The sequence below is a fragment of the Chryseobacterium vietnamense genome (assembly GCF_031454475.1).
Lineage (GTDB): Bacteria > Bacteroidota > Bacteroidia > Flavobacteriales > Weeksellaceae > Chryseobacterium > Chryseobacterium vietnamense.
In genome coordinates this window covers 115,723-139,712 of sequence record NZ_JAVDQX010000003.1, presented here as the reverse complement: position 1 = coordinate 139,712, position 23,990 = coordinate 115,723, and the positions used below count along the sequence as shown (strand labels likewise).

The 23,990-nt window shown below is 36.8% G+C and carries 29 protein-coding genes; 18 read left to right on the top strand and 11 right to left on the bottom strand.

Going from position 1 to position 23,990, the window contains the following annotated elements:
* Positions 1-165: 165 nt before the first annotated feature.
* The 3 genes from J2786_RS14760 (at position 166) to J2786_RS14750 (ending at position 2,623) form a co-directional block, all read left to right on the top strand.
* Complete coding sequence (locus J2786_RS14760; protein WP_047426676.1) at positions 166-759, top strand: porin family protein; 594 nt, start codon at positions 166-168, stop codon at positions 757-759.
* A 78-nt stretch (positions 760-837) separates the two neighbouring features.
* Positions 838-1,899, top strand: a complete 1,062-nt coding sequence (locus tag J2786_RS14755; protein ID WP_047426673.1) for a sensor histidine kinase — start codon at positions 838-840, stop codon at positions 1,897-1,899.
* Positions 1,889-2,623, top strand: a complete 735-nt coding sequence (locus J2786_RS14750; protein WP_047426670.1) for a LytR/AlgR family response regulator transcription factor — start codon at positions 1,889-1,891, stop codon at positions 2,621-2,623. Before J2786_RS14755 ends, J2786_RS14750 begins: the two co-directional genes overlap by 11 nt.
* Positions 2,624-2,680: 57 nt before the next feature.
* Here the strand turns inward: J2786_RS14750 and J2786_RS14745 are convergent, their stop codons facing one another.
* The 5 genes from J2786_RS14745 to J2786_RS14725 all read right to left on the bottom strand — a co-directional run bounded on the left by J2786_RS14745 (position 2,681) and on the right by J2786_RS14725 (position 7,618).
* The gene (locus J2786_RS14745; protein WP_047426667.1) at positions 2,681-3,589 is read right to left on the bottom strand and encodes a DUF6268 family outer membrane beta-barrel protein; all 909 of its coding nucleotides are present in this window, start codon (positions 3,587-3,589) and stop codon (positions 2,681-2,683) included.
* Between the two features lie 98 nt (positions 3,590-3,687).
* Positions 3,688-4,908 (bottom strand): multidrug effflux MFS transporter, encoded by a 1,221-nt coding sequence (locus tag J2786_RS14740; protein ID WP_156121302.1) that lies wholly within the window; start codon positions 4,906-4,908, stop codon positions 3,688-3,690.
* A 157-nt stretch (positions 4,909-5,065) separates the two neighbouring features.
* On the bottom strand, positions 5,066-5,890 hold the full coding sequence (locus J2786_RS14735) for a helix-turn-helix domain-containing protein (RefSeq protein WP_082001890.1): 825 nt from the start codon (positions 5,888-5,890) through the stop codon (positions 5,066-5,068).
* A gap of 92 nt (positions 5,891-5,982) precedes the next feature.
* Positions 5,983-7,035, bottom strand: a complete 1,053-nt coding sequence (gene thiL, locus J2786_RS14730; RefSeq protein ID WP_047426661.1) for a thiamine-phosphate kinase — start codon at positions 7,033-7,035, stop codon at positions 5,983-5,985.
* 88 nt (positions 7,036-7,123) lie between these two features.
* A complete protein-coding gene (locus tag J2786_RS14725; protein ID WP_047427802.1) occupies positions 7,124-7,618 on the bottom strand; it encodes an acyl-CoA thioesterase in 495 nt (164 codons plus the stop codon).
* Between the two features lie 114 nt (positions 7,619-7,732).
* Here J2786_RS14725 and J2786_RS14720 point away from each other — a divergent pair, with 114 nt between their 5' ends.
* Genes J2786_RS14720 through J2786_RS14700 form a run of 5 tightly spaced genes read left to right on the top strand, consistent with a single transcriptional unit; the run spans position 7,733 to position 12,260 of the window.
* A complete protein-coding gene (locus tag J2786_RS14720; protein WP_047426658.1) occupies positions 7,733-8,935 on the top strand; it encodes a BaiN/RdsA family NAD(P)/FAD-dependent oxidoreductase in 1,203 nt (400 codons plus the stop codon).
* A 31-nt stretch (positions 8,936-8,966) separates the two neighbouring features.
* Complete coding sequence (locus J2786_RS14715; protein ID WP_047426653.1) at positions 8,967-10,268, top strand: alpha/beta fold hydrolase; 1,302 nt, start codon at positions 8,967-8,969, stop codon at positions 10,266-10,268.
* A gap of 19 nt (positions 10,269-10,287) precedes the next feature.
* Positions 10,288-10,698, top strand: a complete 411-nt coding sequence (locus J2786_RS14710) for an energy transducer TonB (protein ID WP_052186719.1) — start codon at positions 10,288-10,290, stop codon at positions 10,696-10,698.
* A gap of 6 nt (positions 10,699-10,704) precedes the next feature.
* Positions 10,705-11,343, top strand: coding sequence for a DUF2306 domain-containing protein (locus J2786_RS14705; protein ID WP_047426649.1), 639 nt, complete (start codon positions 10,705-10,707; stop codon positions 11,341-11,343).
* A complete protein-coding gene (locus J2786_RS14700) occupies positions 11,340-12,260 on the top strand; it encodes a YARHG domain-containing protein (protein WP_047426646.1) in 921 nt (306 codons plus the stop codon). The genes J2786_RS14705 and J2786_RS14700 overlap by 4 nt, the downstream gene beginning before the upstream one ends.
* A 20-nt stretch (positions 12,261-12,280) precedes the next feature.
* On the opposite strand, the gene J2786_RS14695 is transcribed toward J2786_RS14700, so the two are convergent.
* From J2786_RS14695 to J2786_RS14685, 3 genes are all read right to left on the bottom strand, one after another.
* Positions 12,281-12,682 carry a ribosomal maturation YjgA family protein gene (locus J2786_RS14695; protein WP_047426643.1) on the bottom strand — a complete coding sequence of 134 codons (402 nt, stop codon included), beginning with the start codon at positions 12,680-12,682 and terminating at the stop codon, positions 12,281-12,283.
* 72 nt (positions 12,683-12,754) lie between these two features.
* Positions 12,755-13,411: a thioredoxin family protein gene (locus J2786_RS14690; protein ID WP_047426627.1), complete on the bottom strand. Its 657-nt coding sequence runs from the start codon at positions 13,409-13,411 to the stop codon at positions 12,755-12,757.
* Positions 13,412-13,421: 10 nt separating this feature from the next.
* Positions 13,422-13,910: a TlpA family protein disulfide reductase gene (locus J2786_RS14685; RefSeq protein WP_052186816.1), complete on the bottom strand. Its 489-nt coding sequence runs from the start codon at positions 13,908-13,910 to the stop codon at positions 13,422-13,424.
* Positions 13,911-14,045: 135 nt separating this feature from the next.
* Here J2786_RS14685 and J2786_RS14680 point away from each other — a divergent pair, with 135 nt between their 5' ends.
* From J2786_RS14680 to J2786_RS14660, 5 genes are all read left to right on the top strand, one after another.
* A complete protein-coding gene (locus tag J2786_RS14680) occupies positions 14,046-14,897 on the top strand; it encodes a hypothetical protein (RefSeq protein WP_047426624.1) in 852 nt (283 codons plus the stop codon).
* Positions 14,898-15,007: 110 nt separating this feature from the next.
* Complete coding sequence (locus tag J2786_RS14675) at positions 15,008-15,169, top strand: bacteriocin-like protein (protein WP_156121300.1); 162 nt, start codon at positions 15,008-15,010, stop codon at positions 15,167-15,169.
* A 38-nt stretch (positions 15,170-15,207) separates the two neighbouring features.
* Positions 15,208-15,363 (top strand): hypothetical protein, encoded by a 156-nt coding sequence (locus J2786_RS14670; protein ID WP_156106405.1) that lies wholly within the window; start codon positions 15,208-15,210, stop codon positions 15,361-15,363.
* 158 nt (positions 15,364-15,521) lie between these two features.
* Positions 15,522-15,689, top strand: coding sequence for a hypothetical protein (locus J2786_RS14665; RefSeq protein WP_156121298.1), 168 nt, complete (start codon positions 15,522-15,524; stop codon positions 15,687-15,689).
* A 28-nt stretch (positions 15,690-15,717) separates the two neighbouring features.
* A complete protein-coding gene (locus J2786_RS14660; protein ID WP_167497881.1) occupies positions 15,718-15,876 on the top strand; it encodes a hypothetical protein in 159 nt (52 codons plus the stop codon).
* A gap of 34 nt (positions 15,877-15,910) precedes the next feature.
* Here the strand turns inward: J2786_RS14660 and mutS are convergent, their stop codons facing one another.
* Positions 15,911-18,502 (bottom strand): DNA mismatch repair protein MutS, encoded by a 2,592-nt coding sequence (gene mutS, locus J2786_RS14655; protein WP_047426622.1) that lies wholly within the window; start codon positions 18,500-18,502, stop codon positions 15,911-15,913.
* A 125-nt stretch (positions 18,503-18,627) separates the two neighbouring features.
* Here mutS and J2786_RS14650 point away from each other — a divergent pair, with 125 nt between their 5' ends.
* A complete protein-coding gene (locus tag J2786_RS14650) occupies positions 18,628-19,158 on the top strand; it encodes a GNAT family N-acetyltransferase (protein ID WP_047426620.1) in 531 nt (176 codons plus the stop codon).
* A gap of 188 nt (positions 19,159-19,346) precedes the next feature.
* Here the strand turns inward: J2786_RS14650 and J2786_RS14645 are convergent, their stop codons facing one another.
* Complete coding sequence (locus J2786_RS14645) at positions 19,347-20,222, bottom strand: cupin-like domain-containing protein (RefSeq protein ID WP_047426617.1); 876 nt, start codon at positions 20,220-20,222, stop codon at positions 19,347-19,349.
* 223 nt (positions 20,223-20,445) lie between these two features.
* On the opposite strand from J2786_RS14645, the gene J2786_RS14640 reads away from it, so the two are divergent.
* On the top strand, positions 20,446-21,324 hold the full coding sequence (locus J2786_RS14640; protein ID WP_047426614.1) for a bestrophin family protein: 879 nt from the start codon (positions 20,446-20,448) through the stop codon (positions 21,322-21,324).
* 12 nt (positions 21,325-21,336) lie between these two features.
* On the opposite strand, the gene J2786_RS14635 is transcribed toward J2786_RS14640, so the two are convergent.
* Positions 21,337-21,936 (bottom strand): hypothetical protein, encoded by a 600-nt coding sequence (locus J2786_RS14635; RefSeq protein WP_047426611.1) that lies wholly within the window; start codon positions 21,934-21,936, stop codon positions 21,337-21,339.
* 64 nt (positions 21,937-22,000) lie between these two features.
* Between J2786_RS14635 and J2786_RS14630 the strand changes: the two genes are divergently transcribed.
* The 3 genes from J2786_RS14630 (at position 22,001) to J2786_RS14620 (ending at position 23,989) form a co-directional block, all read left to right on the top strand.
* The gene (locus J2786_RS14630; protein ID WP_310025709.1) at positions 22,001-22,612 is read left to right on the top strand and encodes a toxin-antitoxin system YwqK family antitoxin; all 612 of its coding nucleotides are present in this window, start codon (positions 22,001-22,003) and stop codon (positions 22,610-22,612) included.
* 5 nt (positions 22,613-22,617) lie between these two features.
* Positions 22,618-23,148: an RNA methyltransferase gene (locus tag J2786_RS14625; protein ID WP_047426605.1), complete on the top strand. Its 531-nt coding sequence runs from the start codon at positions 22,618-22,620 to the stop codon at positions 23,146-23,148.
* 187 nt (positions 23,149-23,335) lie between these two features.
* Entirely contained in the window at positions 23,336-23,989 is a 654-nt protein-coding gene (locus J2786_RS14620) for a CBS domain-containing protein (RefSeq protein WP_047426603.1), read from the top strand.
* Position 23,990 lies beyond the last annotated feature (1 nt).

Here is a 23,990-nt window from a genome sequence, read left to right as displayed (position 1 = left end):
ATAACCTTTTGCACAATAAAAAAACCGGAAGTAGTATTATTTCCGGTTTTATTTTTCACCCTAAAACAGATCCTTGTCATAGCATCTCTGCCATTCATCAAATAAAATTTCATCCTTTCCATCATAGTTGTTGTTTTGCACCAGATTTTTAACAATAATAAAATTATGAAGCAGCAATTTTTCGCTTTAAGTGCATTGTTATTATGCATTTTTTGCAGTATAGAAACAAAAGCACAACAGACTCCGGCTTTTCACATTGGGGTAAAGGGAGGGGCAAACTTTACAAAAACCTCCACGGAATCTTCTCTGGAAGGGAAATATGGATTCGGTTATCAGGCAGGTGTAATGACAAGATTAGATATCGGAAAACTGTATGTACAGGGAGAAGCTCTGTTCAACAAAAGAAAAACATCATACCAATCCCAAGACGGAAGCTCTTCAAAACTTTCATGGAACGCTATTGATATTCCTGTGGTAGTAGGATATAAAATTATTAAAGCAGACGATTTTAATGTGAGAGTATTCGCTGGGGGTGTTTACAGCTACGCCTTCAACAATAAAGTTTCTACTTCGCAGGCTCTTCAGGAGGGATTTAAAAAGTTTGACAAATCCAATATTGGCATTACGGGAGGTGTAGGATTAGATTATAAGAACTTCACTGTAGATTTGAGATACGAGACCGGTCTTACAAGCATCAATAAAGAATTTAAGTCCAAACCCCACAGTTTTTCCCTCGGAATAGGTTATTTCCTATTCTAAGAAACTTAAATTATCTTTACCATTAGAAACTGTTTTTCCCTGCAGTTTCTAATTTTTTTATAACCTATTTCCAATTCCATGACAAAATCTTTTATTGTAAAAGAATACATATTTACTTTTATTTTCTGGCTTGTATTAGCCATTGTATTGTGGTTTAATTTCCAGAGCACAACAGAAACTTATCTTGCGATGACCCAGGCTGCAATTATTGCGGCATTCTCGTTTACATTTACTCATTTTTTAACCAATAAGCTTCTTCCGAAGGCTCTTAGGGAAAAGAAAATGAAACTGTTCCTGGTACAGCTGGTAATGGTTATCTTCATGCTTAGTCTGGTTTTCTCCGTTATATTCACGTATCTTGAAGTGGAGCCCAAAGATCAGCTTCCTGAAAACTTCAGAGATCAGTTACCTTTTTTGTGGAAGGGGTTTTATATGTCTCTGCCTGCCTCATTTCTGATCAACGGAGCAGCGTGTGGTGTAAAATTTTACAACGAACACGGAAGAATAGAACGCGATCATATTCTGCTTCAGCAGGCTCATCTGGAAAACCAGCTCAAACTTTTACAGGACCAGATCAATCCTCATGTGGTATTTAATATCCTGAATCATATTCATATTCTGATGAAAACAGATACACAACTGGCGGATTTTTTATTGATGAAATTTTCGGACATTCTCCGATATCAGCTGTATCATTGCAATCAACCACTGGTTCCTTTGGATAAAGAGATTGAGTATCTCCAAAACCTTGTTGAGGTAGAAAAACTGAGGTGGGGAAACGAACTGGATGTAAATGCCCAATGGCAGATCAATAACAGAAAAGCTTTTATTGCCCCATTACTTTTGGTTCCTTTTATTGAAAATGCATTTAAATACGTTTGCAGGCTTCCGGGGCATAAAGGGTATGTGAAAATTTCCTGTAAAGAAAAGAATAACAGTTTGTATTTTTATGTCGAAAACTCCTATTCGGATATGGCGACCTATAAAAAGAAAGACGGAACGGGCGGAATTGGTCTTCAAAATGTAAAAAAACGGTTGAAATTACAATATCCTAACTCCCATGATATGAATATCGAATCGGATAATCATATCTTTAGAATAACATTAATACTAACATTATCTGACAGTTATGAGCTCTAATATACCCAAAATGAAATGCCTTATTATTGATGATGAACCTCTGGCAAGATTTCATCTTAAAGAACTGGCCGGTCAGATTGATTTTTTATCGGTTGAGGGAACATGCGCAACAGCATTGGAAGCTAATGCGAAGGTAAAGGAAAGCGAAATAGATCTTCTTTTCCTGGATATCAATATGCCTTATCTTACGGGCCTGGAATTTTTGGAACAGCTTGAAAATCCTCCTCTGTGTATTCTCACTACCGCTTATTCTGAGTATGCTCTGGAAGGATTTCGCCTGCAGGTGGCGGATTATCTCTTAAAACCCATTGCCTTCAACAGGTTTTATCAGGCGGTTAATAAGGCTCAGCAACAGTTTATCATCAGTGAGAAACTGAAAAATAATACAACGCTGGATGATCCTTTTCTCTATGTAAGACAGTCTGACACCTTCATTAAAATTTCATGGGTAGATATACTCTATATTGAAAGTATGCAGAATTACACCAAGCTTCATTTTAAAGATAAATCACTGATTATTCATCAGACTATGAAGGCCATTGAGGAGTCACTTCCTTCAGATCATTTTTTCAGGATTCATAAATCCTACCTCATCAATATTACCCATATTGATATGATTTCGGGAGGACGTCTTTTTATTAATAAAATTGAACTCCCTATATCCCGTACCCGAAAAGAAGAATTGCTTAATCAGGTGGTGTATAAGAAACTGATCAGCAAATAGCCGGAAGAAAGAAGCCGGAAACGGGAAGTTATTTCACTTCCCGTTTCCGGCAGTTTTTTATGGCAGATTCCAGCGTAATGATACTGCAGCGTAAAACGTGCTCGAAAATCTTGGATCAGCTATTTTTTTGTCTCTGAAAATGCCGCTGATTTTTCGGTCGTTTTCACTAAAGCTTCTCAATATCGCTGTACCTCCCGTGAGACGTACTGTGAGCTTGTCATTGATTTTTAATTCCGGTCTGAGTCCTGCGGTGATCTGCTGGTAACCTAACAACATTGATTTTCCGTTTATACTCCTCTCTGCTGTCATTCCGTTCAGTTCTACAACAGCTTTTAAAGCAAATTTATCCGAGAAAAGATATCCGGCTTCCATTCCTTCCGGGAAATTAATTTTGAATTTAATCTTTCCGTTTGTCTTCCAGTCGAAATAAATCCAGGGCAAAATCATAGGAACACCAAAAGCAGTGGTAAGCACTGGTCCGGCTCCTAACGAAAGATTAGGATTAAAATGTCTGATAAATAAAATTCCTCCCTGTCCCAGTACATCATCGAAATCTATTTTTTCAAGGTCTGTATACACTCCTACCGATGCCGTCATCATCATACTCCATTTTTTACCTAAAGGTCTCATATGCTGTATTCCGACCTGTGCGTTCAGCATCTGATCCGGAAATAATGCAGTTTCGTAATTTTTGTGGGTCATCTTTGCATAAGATCCACTCAGCAGCATAGACCATGCTCTTACTTTCCCATTGGAATCTTTTTTTACAGATAACGGAATGCTGAGGTTCAGATCTACTCTTTTAAAATCACTTTTAGAATTAGTCTTTGTACTGTCTTCCGGACGGATATAATTGGAAGCAGGAATATACTCTGTTTTAAGCTCTGCGGAGAGCCCGGACTGTCCACTTACCCAATATCCTAATGGCAATATACAGCATAAAGCTGTCGAAAGGGTTCTTTTCATATTTTAAATTTTATGCAAAGAGAACCCTTTGGCTGTTTTTTACAAAAATTACTTGATTAAGTGCCGGGATTGTATGACAACAGGATCAAATAGGAGGATTAATTTCCGGATTGAGGAACTATTGTAGCGCTTACTTTTGTCTTCTTAAAAATATGATACCCGAACCCTACTGCAATCAATGCCATTGCAGAACGCGTTACCACCATCGGAATAATGGAATCTGCTTCTAAAAATCCCAGTAATGCTGACATCAAAAATGTAACCATCAACTGCATAAAACCAAGTAATGCAGCGGCTGTTCCTCTTCCTTCTTTAAATGGTGATAAGGCATGGGCAGACGTAATGGGAAACAAAATACCAATGGCCAGCAATGACAGGTACAGCATTGCAATTTCCAGTGCTACAGAAAGGTTTTCAGCGGCAATCAGAATATGAAGGGTACATACGACCAACAAAACAATAGTAGCAGCAAATAAAAGAGTGGAATTGCTTATTCTCTTGATCAGTTTGGGTGTAATATAAGCAGCGGTTATCAATGCCAATGAGTTGAAAGCAAAAATAAAACTGAATGTACTGCTGGAAAAGCCATGAATCTCCATGAATAAAAACGGGGCATTGGAGATGTAAATAATCAAAGAAGCAAAAGCAATACTCCCAACCATTGTACTGTTGATAAAATCTCTGTTGGAGATGATCATTTTCAGCTGTTCTTTTAATCCTTTTTCATCCAGCTTTTCATCATCGGAAAGATGGATTCTGGTATTGGTTTCCGGCACATATTTGTAAACCATAAAAAATGTGATCAATCCCATGATGCATAAAAAGGCAAAGGAACTGTTCCAGCCCCAGAATTTAAGGAATACACTTCCCAGTAAAGGAGCAACAATGGGTGCAATCCCACTGATCTGTGATTGTTGTGAAAAGATGGTGACTGCTTTGTGCTTGTCATAGAGATCAATAATAATAGCCCTTCCGATCACAATTCCGGCACTTCCTCCGAACGCCTGCAGAAAACGCATCGCCCATAATACATAAATATCCGAGGTAAAATAGATGGCTGTAGCTCCTATAATGAAAAGTAAAAGCCCGCAGTACAACATGGGTTTTCTTCCTTTTTTATCAGATAAAGGCCCCCATAATAGCTGCCCGAAAGCAAAACCTGCAAAAAACACAGAAATGGATACCTGAATATGCCCGATATCAGTGTCAAAAATTTTGGACATACTTGGGAAAGCAGGGAGATAAAGATCTATACTTAGCGACTCCAACGTGTTGAGCAGTGCGAGAATAAACACTACAATATTCAAATTCTTCTTCATAAATAACAATAAGCCTTCGCAGGCATTTTTTCAGCTGCAAAATTGCTTTAAAAAGTATCATTTTTCAATAAAAGAACTGAAGGAAGTATAGGACAAAGTGAAGATTTAAAAATAAAAAATATTAATATAAGCCTATCATTACAGTAAATATTGAGGATTACCTTTTTTCATTATTCTTAAAGTTGTCAGGATTTTGCCCCGTATGTTTCTTAAAAAACCTTGAAAAGTATGAAGCATCGTTAAAACCGAGTTTAAAAGCGATTTCCTTCACCGTGAGGGCTCCAAAGCTAAGCTCTCTTTTAGCCTCAAGGATAAGGCGCTGGGAGATCATCTTTTTTACAGTTGTTCCCCTCAGATGGCGCACTATATCATTTAGATGGTGAGTACTTATTTTCAACTGATCAGCATAAAAACCAGTCTCTTTATACACGATATAATGTCTGTCAATAAGTCCCACAAGTTCCTGAATACGCTGGCGGTCATTCAATAAAGGTTCCTGAGAGATAATCTGCTCTCCGATGATGATACAAAATGCTTTGAGATAAGCCTTTAAGAGTTCTGTCCTTGATGTTGTTGTATACTCCTGCTCCATCAGTGATATGATGGTCCTGCAGGTTTTTTCATTTTTAGGATTTAAAAGAAAAGGAATCTCGCCTCCTGTGAGTACTGATTCTATATCACAGGCTTCATTGAAAATTTCTCTGCTTATTGCCATTGCATATCCTTCCTCTCCTTCCAGTTTCATATTAAAGGCCTGTCCGGGTGCAATGATGCAGATATGGTTGTTTTCAAGCTGATAGCTTTCAAAGTCCAGTTCTAAACGGCTGTTTTCATACACTTCCCTGAACCAGATAATTTCAAAAAAATTATGCCGGTGAACATCATGAAAATTCTCCGGGCCCGCTGCACTCAGCGTACTCATCTGGAACTCTTCAGAAGTCAAATGGTGAACGGGAATTTCTTTTTCAGGCGTAGTCATCATTAAAGTGTAAAATAATTAACCGGAAACAAAAACCACAGCAAAAATGTGCTGCGGTTTTCTTACAATATTTAAAATTAAATATAATTTTCAGTTTATTGGTTTAAAAAAGCATCCCAACCCTGAGCGGTAAGAGCTACCAGCTGGTTGGACCCTCTTGCAACCATGAAATTTCCTTCTTCTTTTTCCACTGCGTGTCCAATAATAGTAAAATCCGGGTGGTTTTTAATTTTATCAAAATCATTTGGTGAAATCGTGAACAGAAGTTCATAATCTTCCCCACCGCTTAAAGCTGTCATTACCGGGTTCAAATTCATTTCATCTGCCGTAGAGATGGTAAGATTATCCAGCGGAACTTTTTCTTCATACAATCTGAATCCTACATTTGACTGATCTGAAAGGTGAAGGATTTCAGAAGCCAGACCGTCTGAAATATCAATCATAGAAGTTGGCATGATATCCAACTCTTCCAGAATTGTTTTAACATCTGTTCTTGCTTCAGGCTTCAATTGTCTTTCAAGGATATAATCATAACCTTCCATTTCCGGCTGCATATTCGGATCAGCAAGATACACTGCATGTTCTCTTTCCAGAATCTGTAAACCCATATAGGCTCCACCTAAATCTCCTGTTACGACAAGAAGATCATTCGGTTTTGCTCCGCTTCTTTTTACGATATTTTCTTCATTTTCAATGCCTACAGCTGTAATACTCATGACGAGACCAGAATTGGAACTTGTAGTATCGCCTCCAACCAAATCAACTTTGTATCTTCCACATGCTGCCTGGATTCCGGAATAGATTTCTTCTAAAGCTTCCACAGGAAAACGGTTAGATACCGCAAGGGAAACCAATATCTGTGTAGGGGTCGCATTCATTGCAGCAATATCACTAAGGTTTACCACTACAGCTTTATACCCTAAGTGCTTCAATGGCACATACCCAAGATTAAAGTGTACTCCTTCCGCCAGGACATCTGTTGTAAGAACTACTTTTTTGTTGTCCGGATTAATTACTGCCGCGTCATCTCCTACTCCAAGTTCTGAAGATTCATTGGATAAAGGAAAATGTTCTGTCAAATGTTTAATAAGGCCAAATTCTCCTAATTTTGAAATGGGCGTAAGCTCCTGTGATTTATCTTCAAACATAAATTTCTTTTTATAAGTAATGATTGATAAATGATAATTGATATTCCTGAATACAGATTCTCATTCTGTATCAACCATCATTCATCATTTATATATTAATTTCTGCCGGGTCAATATTGTGTGGGTGGAAAGGAAACTTTTTGAAATCTTCTTTCGATAATACAACAGTGTCCGGGGTTTTATACTTATTCATTGCTTCCACTACATCATCCGGTGGCGTGGTCATTTTTCTAAGCATCATATCAATCCATACTCCCGTAGCTTCTGCAGTAGCACAATGCATCCCGTCCGGAGTATAGAATTTGTGTACGAAACGGTAGATGGAAGAATCTTCTGCGCATCCGTCTATTTCTACACTTACAATGACGATCTGATCTGCATAGATCTCTTTGAAGAAAGAATATCTTTCATGCAGGATTACCGGGCCTATTCCCCATCTGCTCAGCTGGGTAACTCCCATTTTCTCTTTAGTCATAAAAGCCATTCTGGCCTGTGCACAATACTGTACATATGATGAATTGGCAAGGTGCTTATTGGCATCAAGATCGCTCCATCTTACTTCAAATTTATGGTAGAAAATCATATGAAAATCGTTTTTGATATAATTAAAATTATAATCTTCAAAAATACTCAAATAAGATGGTTTATAAAAATTGTACTTTTGAAAAAATAATCTTCCGCATAGGATTACATATACATGAAACAGATCATTATTATCGGAGGCGGTGCTGCAGGCTTTTTCTGCGCATCAAATCTTGACGAAAAGAAATATACGGTTACCATTTTAGAACAGAACTCGGATGTCCTTCAGAAAGTTAAAATCTCCGGAGGCGGGCGCTGCAATGTCACTCACGCATGCTTTGATCCAAGAGAATTGGTTCAGTTTTATCCCCGTGGAAATAAGGAATTATTAAGTGTCTTTACTAAATTTCAACCTGGCGATACGATGGAGTGGTTCGATCAACGAGATGTTCCCTTGAAAATTGAAAATGATAACAGAACTTTCCCTGAAAGTAATTCTTCTCAGACCATCATCAATGCTTTTCTGAACGAAATTCAAAAGAAAAATATTTCGGTAAAAACAAAATGTACAGTAAAAGAGATTGAAAAACAGGACGGAAAATATATTGTAAAGACCAATTCCGGAGATTTTGAAGCCGATTATATCGTTTATACGACCGGAAGTTCTCCAAAATCGCTGAAAATTGTCGAAAATCTCGGCCATAAGATTGTAGAACTTGTTCCTTCTCTTTTCACATTCAATATCAAAGATGAATTGCTGAAAGATCTTCCTGGAACAAGCTTTGAAAACGCCGGAATTTCAATTCCAAAACTTAAAACAGAAGAAAGCGGACCATTACTTATTACCCACTGGGGACTTTCCGGACCTGCCGTTCTGAAAATTTCTGCGTGGGAAGCCATAAGTCTGGCAAAACTTAAATATAACTTTGAAATTGAGGTTAATTTTATCTCCATAGAAATGGATGAAGCGGAAGAAATGTTCCATAATTTCAAGCAAAGCAACCCTAAAAAGACCATTGGCCAGTCCAAGATCTTTGATATTACCAACCGATTCTGGCAGAAGATTCTGGAGAGTTCAAAGGTTGATCTTAATAAACAGGTAGCCAATATTTCCGGAAAAGAGATGCAGAAAATACTGGAAAATCTTTGCAGAAAAAAGTTTCAGGTAACCGGAAAATCTACTTTTAAGGATGAGTTTGTAACCGCTGGAGGCATTGATTTAAAGGAAATTAACTTCAAAAACATGTCTTCAAAAATCCTCCCTAATTTCTATATCGCCGGAGAAGTTTTGAATATTGACGCCGTGACCGGAGGATTCAATTTCCAGGCATGCTGGAGTGAGGGGTGGCTGATTGCACAGGATCTCAACAGCTTGTAAAAAAATATTACTTTTAATAAAAACTAAATACATGAAAAAAAAATTCGGTTTCTTACTTCTACTCTTGTTCTGTTTAGGATATGGCCAGGAAAAAACAATTGTCTCTGACTGGACTTCATTCACGCAAGCTGTCAATATAGAGAATAAACCTAACTGGAACTTCCGTATAACGGCAAAAATCAGAAAAGACAATGAGGATAATGGTTCCAATTGTGGATTATGGTGCAGAATAGATAATAAAGATGAGTCTACTAGTTTCTTTGAAAATCAATATTATGGAATCCAGGTAACCCATGAATGGAAAACCTACGAAATAAAAGGAAGCATCAATCCATCTGCAAAGACTATGAATATCGGAGCTTTTGCACAAAGCAACGGGGATTTCTATTTTGACGATTTTAAGTTGGAAGTCAATGATGGAAAGTCAAAAAAATGGACTGAAATTCCTTTGGAAAACTCAGGTTTTGAAAAAGAGATAGCACCTTCGAACGGTTGGTTTGAAGGAATCCGTTCTCAGAAAATAAAGCACGTAAAACATTTTACAATTGAAACTTCAGATTACAAACCATTCAGTGGCAGAAAATCATTGTTGATCAAAGGTCGTGGTATTATCGGAGCAATGCCGGAAGGAAAATTTATTGATGTTAACGGCATCAAATTATACTATGAAGTCTATGGAGAAGGTGAGCCGGTTCTTATGCTTCATGGCAATGGCCAATCCATCAGTGCTTTTATGAACCAAAAAGATACATTTGCCAAAAAATATAAAGTGATCATTGTCGATTGCCGTGAACGGGGAAGATCTACGTATGACAAAACGAAAGAACTTACTTTTGATATTCAGACAGAGGATCTTAAGCAGTTTTTAGAGAAGCTGAACATCAAAAAAACAAAGATTTTGGGTTGGAGTGACGGAGGAATTCTCGCACTGTCTATGGCAATGAAATATCCGGAGATGGTAGACAAAATAGCATGCTCAGGAGCCAATATTTTTCCGGAAGGAGTCAAAGATAATGATTTAAAATCCATGAAAGAAATGCTAGTGAACCTTATTAAAGAGAATAAAGACCATAAAAATGATATCTTTATTGATCTTCTGAATCTGGATTTGAAGTATCCCCAATGGAAGTATGAAGACCTGAATAAAATTCAGTGCCCATCATTGATCATTGCTGGTGATAATGATCTTATAAAAACAGAACATACGGTAAAAATCGCAGAATCTATCTCAAAAGGACAATTAGCTATTATCCCAAATGCAAGTCATTATGTTCCAGAAGAAAAACCGGAATTATTCAATGAATTAGTCATTGATTTCTTTGAAAATAAATAATTTGAATACAAAATAAACCATGAAAAAAATAGTAACCTTCGCTTTGTGCCTTGGTTTTGGACTAGCATTTTCTCAGGTAAAGGAAACCGAAATTTTACCAGCTAAAGATCAGTCTGAAGAGGCTGTCTTATCAAAAGACATAAAATCTGCAGAATATCCCGGAGGACTGATGGCACTTCGAAAAGATATTGCTGACAAAATAAGGATGAGAAAAATAAAAGGGAAAGGTATAATAACTGCGAGGGCAAAGTTTACAGTTAATATTGAAGGTAAAATAGATGGCATCATAGTAACCGGAGATAATGCCGATTTCAATAAAGAAACAGAAAGAGCTTTAAAGTCTTTGAAAGCCCAATGGAAACCAGCAAAATCCAATGGCATAATTGTCCGCAGCTATTATACTTTTCCTCTTAATATAAACTTTGAATAACGGACAATGTTATCCGCCAAAAGAAGTACTGCCTTTTTCTTTAAAATCCTTTTAGTTATAGGGTTCGGGTATTTCTTTTGGCTGATGCTAAAGATTACCTTAGAATATATTCCTTTTAATCCTGAGGTGAGCTTTCTGATGATCAAACAGACAGAAGTAACAGAAAGGCCGGAATATCTTCCGTTTTTCTATACCCATGTCTATACAACTATTTTTGTACTTCTTTCGGGTTTTCTTGCGTTGCTCAGAAAGGATTTTGGATTCAAAAATTTCCACAGGAACATAGGAAAAATCTATATTTTTCTCATCCTGATCTGTGCGGCACCTTCAGGAGTTTATATGGGACTTTTTGCCAATGGAGGTATTTTATCGAAGATTTCCTTTGTTATTTTAGGCTTTTTATGGTGGTTTTCAACGTTGAAAGCCTATCAGCTGGCGAGACAGAAAAAGTTTAAAGAACACAAGCAGTGGATGTGGCGGAGTTTTGCTTTTACATTATCTGCTATTACCTTGAGAATGTGGAAGGTAATTATTGTATATTTATTTCATCCCAACCCAATGGACGTCTATCAGATCATTGCATGGCTGGGTTGGATTCCCAACATCCTTATTATTGAATATTTAATCACAAAAAAACATCTATGAAAATTGTAAATTACACACTGATTTCCCTGCTTACAGTTGCTCTGTTAAGCTGCAAAAAAGAAGGAAAGACTACCGAATCAGGAAAAGATTCTCTGACCACAAAGAAGGATTCTGCGGTAGTCCCTGAAGTTCACCAGGAATATTACGGAATTTATACCGGCGAATTTGCCGGAATGGAAAAGGTAGTTGACCAGACAGACGGCTCAGAATATGATGTCAGCAACTATAAAAGAATTTCTTTAAAGATCAACAGAATCACCAAAGACAGCGTGTACGGACAAAGTATCGTTAATGGAAATCAGCGTCCGTTCCGAGGTGTTTTTAATGAATCTACGGCATCTTTCGTATTGGATGAACCCGGCAATGACAAAACAGATGGAAGGTTTGAAATAAAATTAAAAGGAGACAGCTTAACCGGAAAGTGGAATGCTTTCGATAAAGCAAGCGTTAAAGCCCCATCAAAAACACTTAAACTGACTAAAAAAGAGTTCGTTTACAATCCCAATTTCATGCTGGATAAGGATTCTGACCTCGTAGACTGGTCAAACCCTAAAGAATTTACTGAAAAATATACCGATGAAGCAACGGGAAAAACAGAAAGCTATAAAACCTCTAAAAACCGTATCGCTTCTGAAGCGATCTTCAAACTAAATGCATCCAAGCAGAAGCTGACGGAAAAAGATCTTAAAAATTTAAGAAAACTGGACCTGGAGATCATCAAAAACTCAGTATTTGCAAGACATGGTTATTCTTTTAAAAAAGAAACCTACCGAAACTTCTTTGAGCAAACAGATTGGTATATTCCTGTTTCCAGCAATGTAGATAATGACCTTTCTCCTATGGAAAAGGAAAATGTAGCTTTACTGAACCGATTTACCAAATATGCAGAGGATAAATATGATAGTTTTGGAAGATAAAAAGTATTGATTTGCAGAGACTAAGAATTAGATGCTGAGGTTAGGTTTTCATTCTTCGTTGTTTTTACGATAATATAGAGAATCAAACAGCCTACGGCATAGCAAAGGTTATCAATCCATGAGAAAGAATTTCCAATGACAATATACATCAGGCTTCCTGGACGGAAGCCTAATTTTTCTGCAATATTGAAATATTGTGCAAATTCCACCATCAATGAAAAAATCAGAATTCCAAAAATCAGTTTCTGATCATTTACTTTTATAAAACTCTTTACAAAAGTATAAAGAAGCATGACCACAATAACGTCACCAAGGTAAGCTCTCACAAAGAAAATATCACTGAGTTTGGTGGCGATCAGCACTTCTGCAAGAAAAATAAGGATGGTCAGAAAAAAATATTTCAGGCTGAATTGGAATTTCATTTCAAAATTGGGTTTAAGGCATAAAAAATCGGTATCAAAGAACACCGATTTTATTTTATACAGACAAATATATTATTTCTTTACTTTGATTGTACATCCAATGGCTACCGATTTAGTCATTTTTACCGGTTCTCCCTTGAGCAGAGCATTTACCGCATCCTGAGCATAATATTCCGACACATCATTCGGGTTATCATAATTATTGTCGATCGCACCAATATATTTTACGATATTCTTTCCATTTTCTTTTTTCAGCACAAAAACATGAGGCGTTTTTGTGGCGCCATACTGCGGATAAATTTTCTGTCCGTCATCTACCAGATAAGGAAAGGTGAATCCTTTCTGTTTTGCTCTTTCAATCATCTGCTGATAGCCGTCTTCCGGCTGTACATTAGGATCGTTAGGGTTAATGGCAATTACCGGATACCCCTGAGCTTTGTATTTTTTATCCAGCTCAATAATTCTGTCTTCGTATTTCTTTGCGTAAGGACAATGGTTGCAGGTAAATATAACAATGAATCCTTTCGCGCTTTTAAAATCACTCAGGGAAACCATTTTCCCATCGATATTTTTAAGTTTAAAATCCGCAGCTTCATCTCCTACTTCATAGCCTTTTACAACGGGAACATTCTCCTTCTGATTGGTATTTTTATCCTGGTCTTTTGCTGTAAAGCTTAATAATCCCAGCCCAACGATCAAGGCGGTCATTATAATTTTAAAGTTTTTCATAATCAATTATTTATTGCAGGTTTTCTTTAATTTCTTTTTCCAGATCTTCTTTGCTCATTTCACCGTCATTGAAATGAATTTTTGATCCGTTTTTGTAAAACAATGTTACCGGAATATTTCCATCCCAATCTTTTTCAAATCTTGGAATCCAGGTATTCATTCTTTTAATATCATGCAACAGAAGGACCTCTGCAGTCAGGTTTTTATTTTTAATGAATTTCAATACCCTTTCTTGATCCGCCAGTCTGTCCAACGAGACCAGAATCATCTTATACTTCTCATTATCTGCATATTTATTATTTACTTCCATAAAATGAGGAAGTTCTTTTACGCATGGGACACAGGTTGTGGACCAGAAGTTGACCACAAGCAATTTATCTTTTTCCTGCTGAATTCTCTTCTCCAGATCTTCATATTTTACTACAGAAACTTCTGTCTGCTGGGCTTTAAAAACCGTACAGAACAAAAACAGGGTTGATATTTTTATTATGTTTTTCACTATTAAAATATAAACAACTACAATACAACAATATACAAAAATAAAATTCATCTAATCACTAAATCTCTTACAAACAAACTATTTATTTGTCCATTGATTTATTTTTTTGATATTTTTGCAACTTAAATCAAAACCATGAAAAAATCTTATTTACTTCTGCCAATTTTCTTTTTGGCATCATGCACAAGCAGTAGCGATGATGATACTTCGTCTAACAACAGTGGAAATACGAATACTAATAATAACAGCCCGGTTCTGGTAACAAAAATGGTTTCTGACGGAGAGACCTCAACCTATACTTACAGTGGCTCTAAAATTTCCCAGATTAAAAATATCACCAATGGTGAAATTACCCTCTTCAGTTATTCCGGAGATCTCATTACTCAACAGATAACTACCGGTTTAAGCAAAAGTTATAAAACGACATATAGTTACGATGGAAGCAGCAGATTAAGCAAAAAAATATATAGTGAGACTTCCCTGTCTTCCGGAACGACTTCTACAGTGGAAACCAATTATAACTATCTTTCCAGTAATAGTGTGAAAATCACTTATACTGCAAGCTTTACCGGATCCTCAGCCATAAGAACAGGCAGCAAAACAGCAACGTTAAATGCTGACGGCTCACTTAACAGCTGGACAGAAACCGCATCAGTACCCAATAATGCAGGTGGTTTTCATAGTGCTACAGGTACTTTACAACCTATCGTGTATGATACCAAGAATATTCCTTTTAAAAATATAACAGGGTTTTTAAAAATTATTGATAGCGAAGACGAAAACGGATCTGTACACAATATCGAAAGCTACAACCATGTCCTTAATTATAACGATGGAGCTGGAAGCGGCGAATGGGGAATCTTTAAATCCACCTACGAATACAATAACAGTGGATACCCTACCAAAAGTGTCAAAACGTATTATAATAAGACAGGAACGGGGATAACGAATAGTGAATTGATTACTTATGAGTACAATCATTTATAATAAAGAGAGCCGCTAAGGCTCTTTTTTTTGCATATATGTTAATTTTTTCACAAGCAATAGAATTATATAGATGATTTTTATATATTTGAGTTGAATCAAACTAAAATATCATGAAAAAATTAAAAAATCTGAAAAAACTGAGTAAAAAGGCATTAAAAAATATCACGGGAGGAAATGGACCTGGAATATGCTGGGAAGGCCTTTGCAGGGTAAGAGGAACAGATGATGAATATACCATAGGACCTTTAGACAGCACCGGATTTTGCTGCTAATCAAATACACTTAAAACAATAACCAAAACCAAATCATCATGAAAAAATCAAACATTCAAAAAAGAAAACTGACGAAAAGTGAGTTAAAGGAAATCACAGGAAGCGGCAGAGTATGCTGGGACGGATTCTGCCGCAGAGGCGAATTTGAAGAATGGCAGCTTGGTGCTGGTGATAAAAATGGCTATTGCTGTTAGTATCCCATAAACTTTGTTAGATAAATAAGGATTGAGGCCACCCTCAATCTTTTTTTATAAAATAGATTCTCCTCCTAAAAAAGTTAACAATTTGACTCACAATATTTTGAACATAATAAAATATCTTGTAAATTAGCTTTTACCAAATTAAAATTATTATGAAAAATTCAAAAAATCAGAAAAGAAAATTGAGTAAAATGGAGCTGAAAGAGATCAGCGGTGGTGCAAACAGACCAGTATGCCCAAGAGTAATAAGCTGTACAGATCCTCATACGGGTGAAGACCGATATGGAGTTCCGGGTATGCAGGATGGATTTTGTTGTTAATCAAGTTTGTAACACTTAAACAAGGAATATGAAAAATTCAAACCTGAAAACAAGAAAACTCAACAAAGCTGAACTCAAGGAAATTAACGGAGGGGCAGCTGCCTGCGCTGAAGGGCTATGCAAACTAAGAGGAGTCAGTCACTTCCTTATTATCGGTCCTAGAGGTAATGACGGCTACTGCTGCTAAACAGACTTTTAACATTATTAAAAAAATGATTGGATTACCCTCCAATCATTTTTTTTATGGCATTGAGCTTCATTAAAGCCTCAATAGGTGTCAATGTATTGATATCTATTTTCGTCAGCTCCTCACGAATATTCTCCAGAACAGGATCATCAAGCTGGAAGAAAGAAAGCTGCATATTTTCTTCTGTCACCCTTTTAATACTCTCAGAGGTACTTCCTGTTTCTTGTGTTCTGCTAGCTTCAAGAGTCTTAAGGATTTCATTGGCTCTGTTCACCACTTTGGCAGGCATTCCGGCCAGTTTTGCCACATGAATACCAAAACTGTGTTCACTTCCCCCCGGAATCAGTTTTCTCAGGAAAATGATATTTCCTTTGTTTTCCTGAATAGAAACATGGAAATTTTTCACCCTTTCGAAATTAACGGTCATTTCATTCAGCTCATGATAGTGCGTTGCAAATAGCGTTTTAGCCTGTGTAGGATGCTGATGAAGATATTCAGCAATAGCCCATGCAATAGAAACTCCATCATAAGTGGAGGTTCCACGGCCGATTTCATCCAGTAAAATCAGGCTTCGCTCGGAAATATTATTCAGAATATTGGCCGCCTCGTTCATTTCTACCATGAAAGTAGATTCTCCGGCAGAAATATTGTCGGTAGCTCCTACCCTTGTAAATATTTTATCAAGCATTCCGATTTCTGCATGTTTTGCAGGCACAAAACTTCCAATCTGGGCCAAAAGACATACAATGGCCGTTTGACGCAGAATTGCCGATTTACCGGCCATATTGGGTCCAGTTACCATGATAATCTGCTGGGAATCTTTATCCAGAAAGATATCATTCGGGATATATTTTTCTCCCAGTGGAAGAGCATTTTCAATAATCGGGTGTCTGGCTTCTTTTAAATCAATGGCATAGCCGTCATTCAAAACAGGTTTTGTATAACTTTCAGATACAGCCAGTTCGGATAGTCCTGCAGCCACATCAAGCTGGGCAATGATATTGGAATTTCCTTGAATCTGATCAATATAAACCATCGTTTCCCCACATACATTTCTATATAATGAAGTTTCCAGAACGCCTATTTTTTCTTCGGCACCCAGGATCTGGTTTTCGTATTCCTTCAGCTCTTCGGTAATGTATCTTTCAGCATTTACCAGGGTCTGTTTTCTTACCCAGTCATCCGGAACTTTATCTTTATGGGTATTTCGGACCTCTATATAATATCCGAAAACGTTGTTAAAATCAATTTTAAGGCTGGTAATTCCAGTTCTTTCAATCTCTCTCTGGCACATTTCATCCAGGAAACCACGTCCTTTGCTCTGAAGATTTCTTAATCTGTCCAGTTCTTCGGAAACGCCTTCTTTAATGATATTCCCTTTCGCAATACTTACCGGCAGTTCTTCATTAAGGTGATTTTGCAAATATGTAATCAGTTCATCCAGATCAAATAAAGGCTCTAACCACGACAGCACATCGGCATGAGGATGTAATAAAGCTTTGATTTTATGAATATTAATTAAACTTTGACGCAAATACCCCAGTTCTTTAGGTGAAATTTTCTCTGCAGCCAGTTTTCCCATCAATCTGTCAAGATCAGAAATGGATTTCAAAAGCTGGCAGATTTCGTATTTCAGCGCATCATTTTCGTTTAAAAAATCAATCAGAGAGAGTCTTCTCATAATCTCATCCACAGATTTTAAAGGAAGAATGATTCTTCTTCTCAGTAATCTTCCACCCATTGGAGTAGACGTTTTATCAATGATATCCAGCAGAGATTTTCCCTGAGGATTACTTGGATAAACAATTTCCAGGTTTCTCAGGGTAAAATTATCCATCATCAGATAATCTTCCTGTGGAATAATCTGCAGTTTTGTAATATGGGCAAGCAGATTATGATGAGTATCTTCTACCAGATAGGCAAAAATAGCACCTGCAGCTGTAATGGCCAGCTGAAGGTTTTCCACTCCAAAACCTTTTAAAGAATTGGTTTTAAAGTGATTGGTTAATTTTTCGTAGGCAAAATTATATTGGAAAGCCCAGTCTTCAAGCTTAAAGGCATTTTTATTTTTGATCTGTTCCGGAATCTGAGTACTTCTCTGGAAAATAATCTCACTCGGATCAAAGGTATTAATAATGTGCAAAAGCTTTTCCAGGTTTCCTTCACTTACCAGAAACTCTCCTGTGGAGATGTCTACTAAGGCAATTCCGTACTTCTCTTTTTCTTTATGCAATGAAAGAAGGAAGTTATTTTTTTTGGAATTTAAAACCTGATCATTAAAGGTAACTCCTGGAGTAACCAACTCAGTAACACCACGTTTCACAATTCCCTTCACCATTTTCGGATCTTCCAGCTGATCACAGATAGCCACCCTCATTCCTGCTCTTACCAGTTTGGGAAGATAAGAATCTATTGAGTGATGTGGGAATCCTGCAAGCTCTACGCTGCCTTCTCCATTGTTTCTTTTGGTAAGGACAATACCCAGAATCTGGGATGTTCTCACGGCATCCTGCCCAAAAGTTTCATAAAAATCCCCTACTCTGAAAAGTAAAAGCGCATCCGGGTATTTACCCTTGATGGTATTGTACTGAGTCATTAGTGGAGTTTCCTTCTTCGTTTTTGCCATAGTAAAAAATGAGCCCCAAATTTAGAAAAATAAATTCAGGGTAAGAGAATTGTTTGCGGGTTAATCTTCTATGTTTTTCTTTATCACTAATTAATCGTATTTTCACCCATCAAATCACATTATTCATGGAATTTCCTGTTTTAGAGACTGAAAGACTTATTTTGCGCCAGCTTACTTTTAATGATACCCAAGACTTATTTGAATACTTTTCTCTGGATGAAGTTATGGAATATTATGATCTTACTCCCTTCAAGACGGAAGACGACTCCCGTCGCATCATCCGGCATTTTAACAGTGAGTTCGAAAAAGGCAAAGGCTTCAGATGGGCTCTGGAACTGAAATCCAACGGAAAAGTCATTGGAACCTGTGGCTACCACAACTGGTACAGGGAACATTTCAGGGCAGAGGTCGGCTATGAGCTCAATCCAAAATTCTGGCAGCAGTCTTATATGAAAGAAGCTATTCTTCCTATTTTAACCTATGGATTTGAAACCATGAGGCTTCATCGTGTAGATGCTTTCATAGATCCTTCCAATATTTCTTCTGAAAGACTTTTATCTTCTTTAAATTTCAGTAAAGAAGGAACGTTGAAAGATTATTTTTTTGAAAAGGGAAAATTCGTAGACGCAATGATATTCGGGCTTATCAATAAATAAATTGATCTAAATCTAACGCTAAGAAGCAAAGAAAATTGATATTGATGCTTCTGATTTTCGTTCGCAAGGGCATTTCATTTAGCAATTGAAGTACTTTCCCCGCTGAGTGAAACGCCCTTGCGAACCTTTATCAGCAGCTATCCCTAAACATTGCGCTGAATGCGTTAAAATTATCAAATGTATAATGTTTATTTTTTTGAAAGGTGTTTTTCCAAAGCCTCGGAACTTTTCTTATAGGCCCATTTCTGCTTATAATTCACCCATTTTGCTTTGAAAAGTTTTCGCATCAGTTTATCCGTATACCTCATGATGAAAACATGATACAGCATATTGGCAAATACATTCGGCTTATTCGGAAGCGCTCTTAATGAAAGTGAAAAACCGGGCTCCAGATATCTGTTGAAGTGCCAGAAAGCTCCCGGAATAAAGAGAGCATCACCATGCTCCATAAAAATTTCGTATCCTTTGGCATATTTCAATGCCGGAAACTTTTCGTAATCCGGATTTTCATAATCGACCTCGTAAACGGTATGAACGGACAAAGGAACTTTATACAAAAACGGAGACTGCTTCTGGTCAAACAGCAGAATTCTTTTCTTTCCTTCAAAATGAACATGCATAAAATCACCCAGATCCACATCATAATGCATTAAAACATGGGCTTCACTTCCTCCAAAGAATAAAGTCGGCAGTCTTTTGAAGAACTTTATTCCCAGATCAGGATAGGTGAAGTTTTTAAGAAGCTCGGGAAGCCTGTCTGTGATGATATAAAAAAAGATTCGCAAATCTGAAGGTCTGCTTTTGATGGTATCAATATAGTCCTTCATTTTCATATGGGTAACCGGCGCGTCAGAACTTTTTGCCGCATCTGCAGGTTTGTTATCATACAACGGAACCTCCTGATCTCCTGCCTTCTCTTTGATATAGGCAAGATTCCATTTGTCAAAAGCGTCCCATCGACTGGCAAAATTCTTAATCAAAAGAGGTTTCTGCTTTTTAAAATAGTTTTTCTGAAAATCTTCTTTACTGATATCATCTACAATATCTACGTTTTCGAGGATCATGTACTTTGTATTTAATGCGAAATAAAAATAGTGTTTTTTTGAAATCTGAGAAAATTAAGATTAAAAAGGCTGGAAGCTGGAAGATAGATGCTGGAAGTTAATATTTGTCTGCAAACCTACTACTTCTTTGGCTCCCATAACCTCCCTCTTCCGGCTTCAGACTTCCTTACCTCATTAGCAAAGCTCAGATGAAAAATTTATATTTGTGGTAATAAGAGCGTTTATGAGAGTCTACAACACCAAACATTTCCTTAAAATCCTGTTCAGTTTACACAAAAGTGACACCTTAAAAATTCTTTTTCCAAGTATGATTCTTGTAGGATTGTACTCATGGGGAATTCAATACCTGGAAGTTGAGTATCTGCACCTTACCACAAAATCAGGAGTGAGCAATGTGGGTATGATTCATTCTCTGCTGGGTTTTGTGCTTTCACTTTTGCTGGTTTTCAGAACGAATACTGCGTATGACCGTTGGTGGGAAGGACGAAAACTTTGGGGAAAACTGGTCAACGACACGAGAAACTTTGCGATAAAAATCAATACGATTCTTGGAGACAACCGTCAGGATGCTGAGCAAATAGCAAGGTATTTAAAATACTTTCCACACTTTTTAGCTAAACATCTTTCTAAGGAATCTACCAGGCTGGCTTTGGATGAAGATTATTCTGAAATAGAAAGCTCTTTAAAAAACCATGGCCCAAGTGAAATAGTTATTCTGCTTAGCCATAAACTGAATCAATTAAAAAAAGAAGGAAAAATTTCTGAAGTTGAAATGCTGTACTTAGACACCCAGCTTTCAGGATTTCTGGATGTATGTGGAGGTTGTGAAAGAATTAAAAATACACCGATCCCTTACTCCTACTCTTCTTTCATCAAGAAGTTTATTATTCTGTATGTCTTTGCACTTCCGATTGCATACGTTATTACGATCGGCCTTTTTATGATTCCGCTTACCGTTTTCGTTTATTATGTTTTGATGAGTCTTGAACTTATTGCAGAAGAAATTGAAGATCCGTTCAATAATGATGAAAACGATATTCCTATGGAAACCTTAGCGCAGAATATTGAGAAAAATGTACAGCAGATTATGATCAGAAAATAAAAAATCAAGCTTCTAAAGCTTGATTTCTTTAAGTTCGCCGTCCTGTTTTATCTCTACAAATTTGCTTTCCCTGTTGGCAGCAGAATATCCGTAGAAAAACGTACTGTATATAGGAGTAGAATACAGATAAGCTCCATAGCCGTTATAAGCATCTGAAGTTCCTGTCTGCTTCTGATAACTTGCCGTTGCAGTAAAATTGACAATAGTTTCAAGATAATATTTACCCGGTTTCAGTTTTTCAAATTTAAACCTCCCGTGATCATCAGTTAAAGCTTCCACTCTGTATTTAAAAGCTTCTTCAGACATATATACTGTTGTTTTTTTATTTTCATATTTCTTTCTCATATTATAAAACTCCTCAAAATAAGGTGTTACGGGAAAAAGCATGACAACAGTTCCTTTAGGTGCATAATGTTTTTCTCCAAGCAATGGTTTGATGCCCCAGTTGTTTTTTTGTTTGGTAGAAGCCTGCCCTTCAATGGTAGAGTTTCCGAATCCAAGCATATCCCTTGCCAGTTTTTTATCAAAAAAAGCTTGGGGGTAATAGGTGTTTTGTGCTTCCAGAGATATAAATCCCCATATTAATATAAATAAGGTGAATAATTTTTTCATAGTATATTTTTGAGTCAAATATAAGTATTTTACTATTTTTGAAATAAAAATAGCTATGAAGTACATGTTTCTATTGTTTTTTTCCACTTCTATTATGATTGCAGCACAGAAACCTTGTGGATATAAGGACGGGCTGCAGGAAGGCTCCTGCAGAGAATTTTATGACAATGGCCAGGTAAAAAATATAGTAGAATGGAAAAAAGGGAAACTGGATGGTGAGGCTGTTTTTTATTATGATAACGGAAAAGTGCAGTCGAAAGGAGAATATAAAAAAGGATACAAAGTAAAAGAATGGTCCTATTTTGATAAGAATGGAGTTCTCACTTCCAAAGAAGCTTTCAGAAATGGAGAAAAGAATATTTATGACAATAGTCTTACCGCAACATTCTATTCTCCGGCAGGTAAAATAACTGAAATTTCCAATTATAAATTCAATAAATTACAGGGAGAAAGCAAAACCTTCCATGAAGATGGAAAATCATTGAAAGATATTGGTCAGTATGATAACGGGCTTGCTACCGGGAAATGGAAAGTATTTTATCCATCAGGAAAATTACAGCGTGAAACTGAGCTTGCCAACGATAAAAGAAACGGCAACAGAGTGCATTACCGTGAAGACGGAAGCATAGAAAAAACAGAGGTCTATAAAGACGGAAAATTAATCTCAACAAAATAATACAATTGGTACAGAAACTAAAACTGGAAGAACTAAACAGAATAGATGTAGAAACATTTAAGAAGGTTGAAAAAATTCCGTTGGTCATCATTTTAGATAATATCAGAAGTATGCACAATGTAGGTGCAGCCTTCAGAACGGCAGATGCCTTTTTAATTGAAAAAATAATCCTTTGTGGCATTACACCACAGCCACCTCACCGTGAGATTCATAAAGCGGCATTGGGAGCAACAGAAAGTGTAGACTGGTCTCATGAAACAGAAACCAACGCTGCTATTGCAGATTTGAAAAGCAAAGGATACGAAATCATCGGAATTGAGCAGACTACAGGAAGCCAGCTTATCACAGATTTTACGATTGACAGATCAAAAAAGTACGCCTTGATTTTAGGAAACGAGGTAGAAGGAATCAGTGATGAAGTACTTCCCAATATTGATGTATTTTTAGAAATTCCACAGCTTGGAACCAAGCATTCTCTTAATGTAAGTGTATGCGCCGGAATTGTGATGTGGGAATTTGCAAAAGCATTAAAATAAAAAAACTGCATATGTCCTTAGTAGACAGTGCAGTTTGAAATAAATCTAATAAAAAGTAAAAATGAAAGGCGACAAAGGTACTTTATTTTTTTTTACAAACAAATTTTGACGGCATTTTTTTTGTTTCATCTTAAAAAAAGTCGGGTTTTCAGAAAAAGTTTCGTTTAATTTTTTATAAATTAGCACAATGTTTATCAAGGACTATATCTCAAAAGACTTTCCATGTTTTAGCCTGTCTGACTCCATAGAGTCGGCCAGAAACATATTGGAGGATTTCGGATATTCTCATGTTTTCATCAAAAAATCCCACCACTTCTACGGAGCTATTGCAATGGACTTTCTGTATGAAGAAGATGGAGGAACACTGAAGGATCTGGAACACCAGATTGAGCGGTTTGCGATTCTGGAGGATAACAACGTTATGGACAGCATCCGTCTGTTTTATACTTTCAGCTCCAATGTGATTCCTGTGATTAATAAAAATGAAAAATATCTGGGGTACATTACCTGTGAAGATGTTTTTCAGGACCTTTCCCGTTATCCTTTATTTTCAGAAACAGGAGCTATTCTTACCGTAGAAACTCCGGCCAGAAAATATTCAATGACGGAAATTACCAATATTGTAGAAAGCAACAATTCCAAGTTTTACGGAGGGTTTATAAGCTTTATGTCTGAGGAGGTAGTTCAGGTCACCATAAAAATCAGTAATGAAAACCTGGCCTCGATAGACGCTACATTTGACCGGTACGATTACAGAATTGTTGAGAAATACTATTCTGATGAGAAATCCGACCTGTTTAAAGACCGTTATGGTTTTTTACAAAAATTCATAGAAATATAAC

Excerpts from the sequence above, each read along its gene's own strand:
- J2786_RS14760 (WP_047426676.1), top strand. The coding sequence starts at position 166 with ATGAAGCAGCAATTTTTCGCTTTAAGTGCATTGTTATTATGCATTTTT.
- J2786_RS14755 (WP_047426673.1), top strand. The coding sequence starts at position 838 with ATGACAAAATCTTTTATTGTAAAAGAATACATATTTACTTTTATTTTC.
- J2786_RS14750 (WP_047426670.1), top strand. The coding sequence starts at position 1,889 with ATGAGCTCTAATATACCCAAAATGAAATGCCTTATTATTGATGATGAA.
- J2786_RS14745 (WP_047426667.1), bottom strand. The coding sequence starts at position 3,589 with ATGAAAAGAACCCTTTCGACAGCTTTATGCTGTATATTGCCATTAGGA.
- J2786_RS14740 (WP_156121302.1), bottom strand. The coding sequence starts at position 4,908 with ATGAAGAAGAATTTGAATATTGTAGTGTTTATTCTCGCACTGCTCAAC.
- J2786_RS14735 (WP_082001890.1), bottom strand. The coding sequence starts at position 5,890 with ATGATGACTACGCCTGAAAAAGAAATTCCCGTTCACCATTTGACTTCT.
- thiL (WP_047426661.1), bottom strand. The coding sequence starts at position 7,035 with ATGTTTGAAGATAAATCACAGGAGCTTACGCCCATTTCAAAATTAGGA.
- J2786_RS14725 (WP_047427802.1), bottom strand. The coding sequence starts at position 7,618 with ATGATTTTCTACCATAAATTTGAAGTAAGATGGAGCGATCTTGATGCC.
- J2786_RS14720 (WP_047426658.1), top strand. The coding sequence starts at position 7,733 with ATGAAACAGATCATTATTATCGGAGGCGGTGCTGCAGGCTTTTTCTGC.
- J2786_RS14715 (WP_047426653.1), top strand. The coding sequence starts at position 8,967 with ATGAAAAAAAAATTCGGTTTCTTACTTCTACTCTTGTTCTGTTTAGGA.
- J2786_RS14710 (WP_052186719.1), top strand. The coding sequence starts at position 10,288 with ATGAAAAAAATAGTAACCTTCGCTTTGTGCCTTGGTTTTGGACTAGCA.
- J2786_RS14705 (WP_047426649.1), top strand. The coding sequence starts at position 10,705 with ATGTTATCCGCCAAAAGAAGTACTGCCTTTTTCTTTAAAATCCTTTTA.
- J2786_RS14700 (WP_047426646.1), top strand. The coding sequence starts at position 11,340 with ATGAAAATTGTAAATTACACACTGATTTCCCTGCTTACAGTTGCTCTG.
- J2786_RS14695 (WP_047426643.1), bottom strand. The coding sequence starts at position 12,682 with ATGAAATTCCAATTCAGCCTGAAATATTTTTTTCTGACCATCCTTATT.
- J2786_RS14690 (WP_047426627.1), bottom strand. The coding sequence starts at position 13,411 with ATGAAAAACTTTAAAATTATAATGACCGCCTTGATCGTTGGGCTGGGA.
- J2786_RS14680 (WP_047426624.1), top strand. The coding sequence starts at position 14,046 with ATGAAAAAATCTTATTTACTTCTGCCAATTTTCTTTTTGGCATCATGC.
- J2786_RS14675 (WP_156121300.1), top strand. The coding sequence starts at position 15,008 with ATGAAAAAATTAAAAAATCTGAAAAAACTGAGTAAAAAGGCATTAAAA.
- J2786_RS14670 (WP_156106405.1), top strand. The coding sequence starts at position 15,208 with ATGAAAAAATCAAACATTCAAAAAAGAAAACTGACGAAAAGTGAGTTA.
- J2786_RS14665 (WP_156121298.1), top strand. The coding sequence starts at position 15,522 with ATGAAAAATTCAAAAAATCAGAAAAGAAAATTGAGTAAAATGGAGCTG.
- J2786_RS14660 (WP_167497881.1), top strand. The coding sequence starts at position 15,718 with ATGAAAAATTCAAACCTGAAAACAAGAAAACTCAACAAAGCTGAACTC.
- mutS (WP_047426622.1), bottom strand. The coding sequence starts at position 18,502 with ATGGCAAAAACGAAGAAGGAAACTCCACTAATGACTCAGTACAATACC.
- J2786_RS14650 (WP_047426620.1), top strand. The coding sequence starts at position 18,628 with ATGGAATTTCCTGTTTTAGAGACTGAAAGACTTATTTTGCGCCAGCTT.
- J2786_RS14645 (WP_047426617.1), bottom strand. The coding sequence starts at position 20,222 with ATGATCCTCGAAAACGTAGATATTGTAGATGATATCAGTAAAGAAGAT.
- J2786_RS14640 (WP_047426614.1), top strand. The coding sequence starts at position 20,446 with ATGAGAGTCTACAACACCAAACATTTCCTTAAAATCCTGTTCAGTTTA.
- J2786_RS14635 (WP_047426611.1), bottom strand. The coding sequence starts at position 21,936 with ATGAAAAAATTATTCACCTTATTTATATTAATATGGGGATTTATATCT.
- J2786_RS14630 (WP_310025709.1), top strand. The coding sequence starts at position 22,001 with ATGTTTCTATTGTTTTTTTCCACTTCTATTATGATTGCAGCACAGAAA.
- J2786_RS14620 (WP_047426603.1), top strand. The coding sequence starts at position 23,336 with ATGTTTATCAAGGACTATATCTCAAAAGACTTTCCATGTTTTAGCCTG.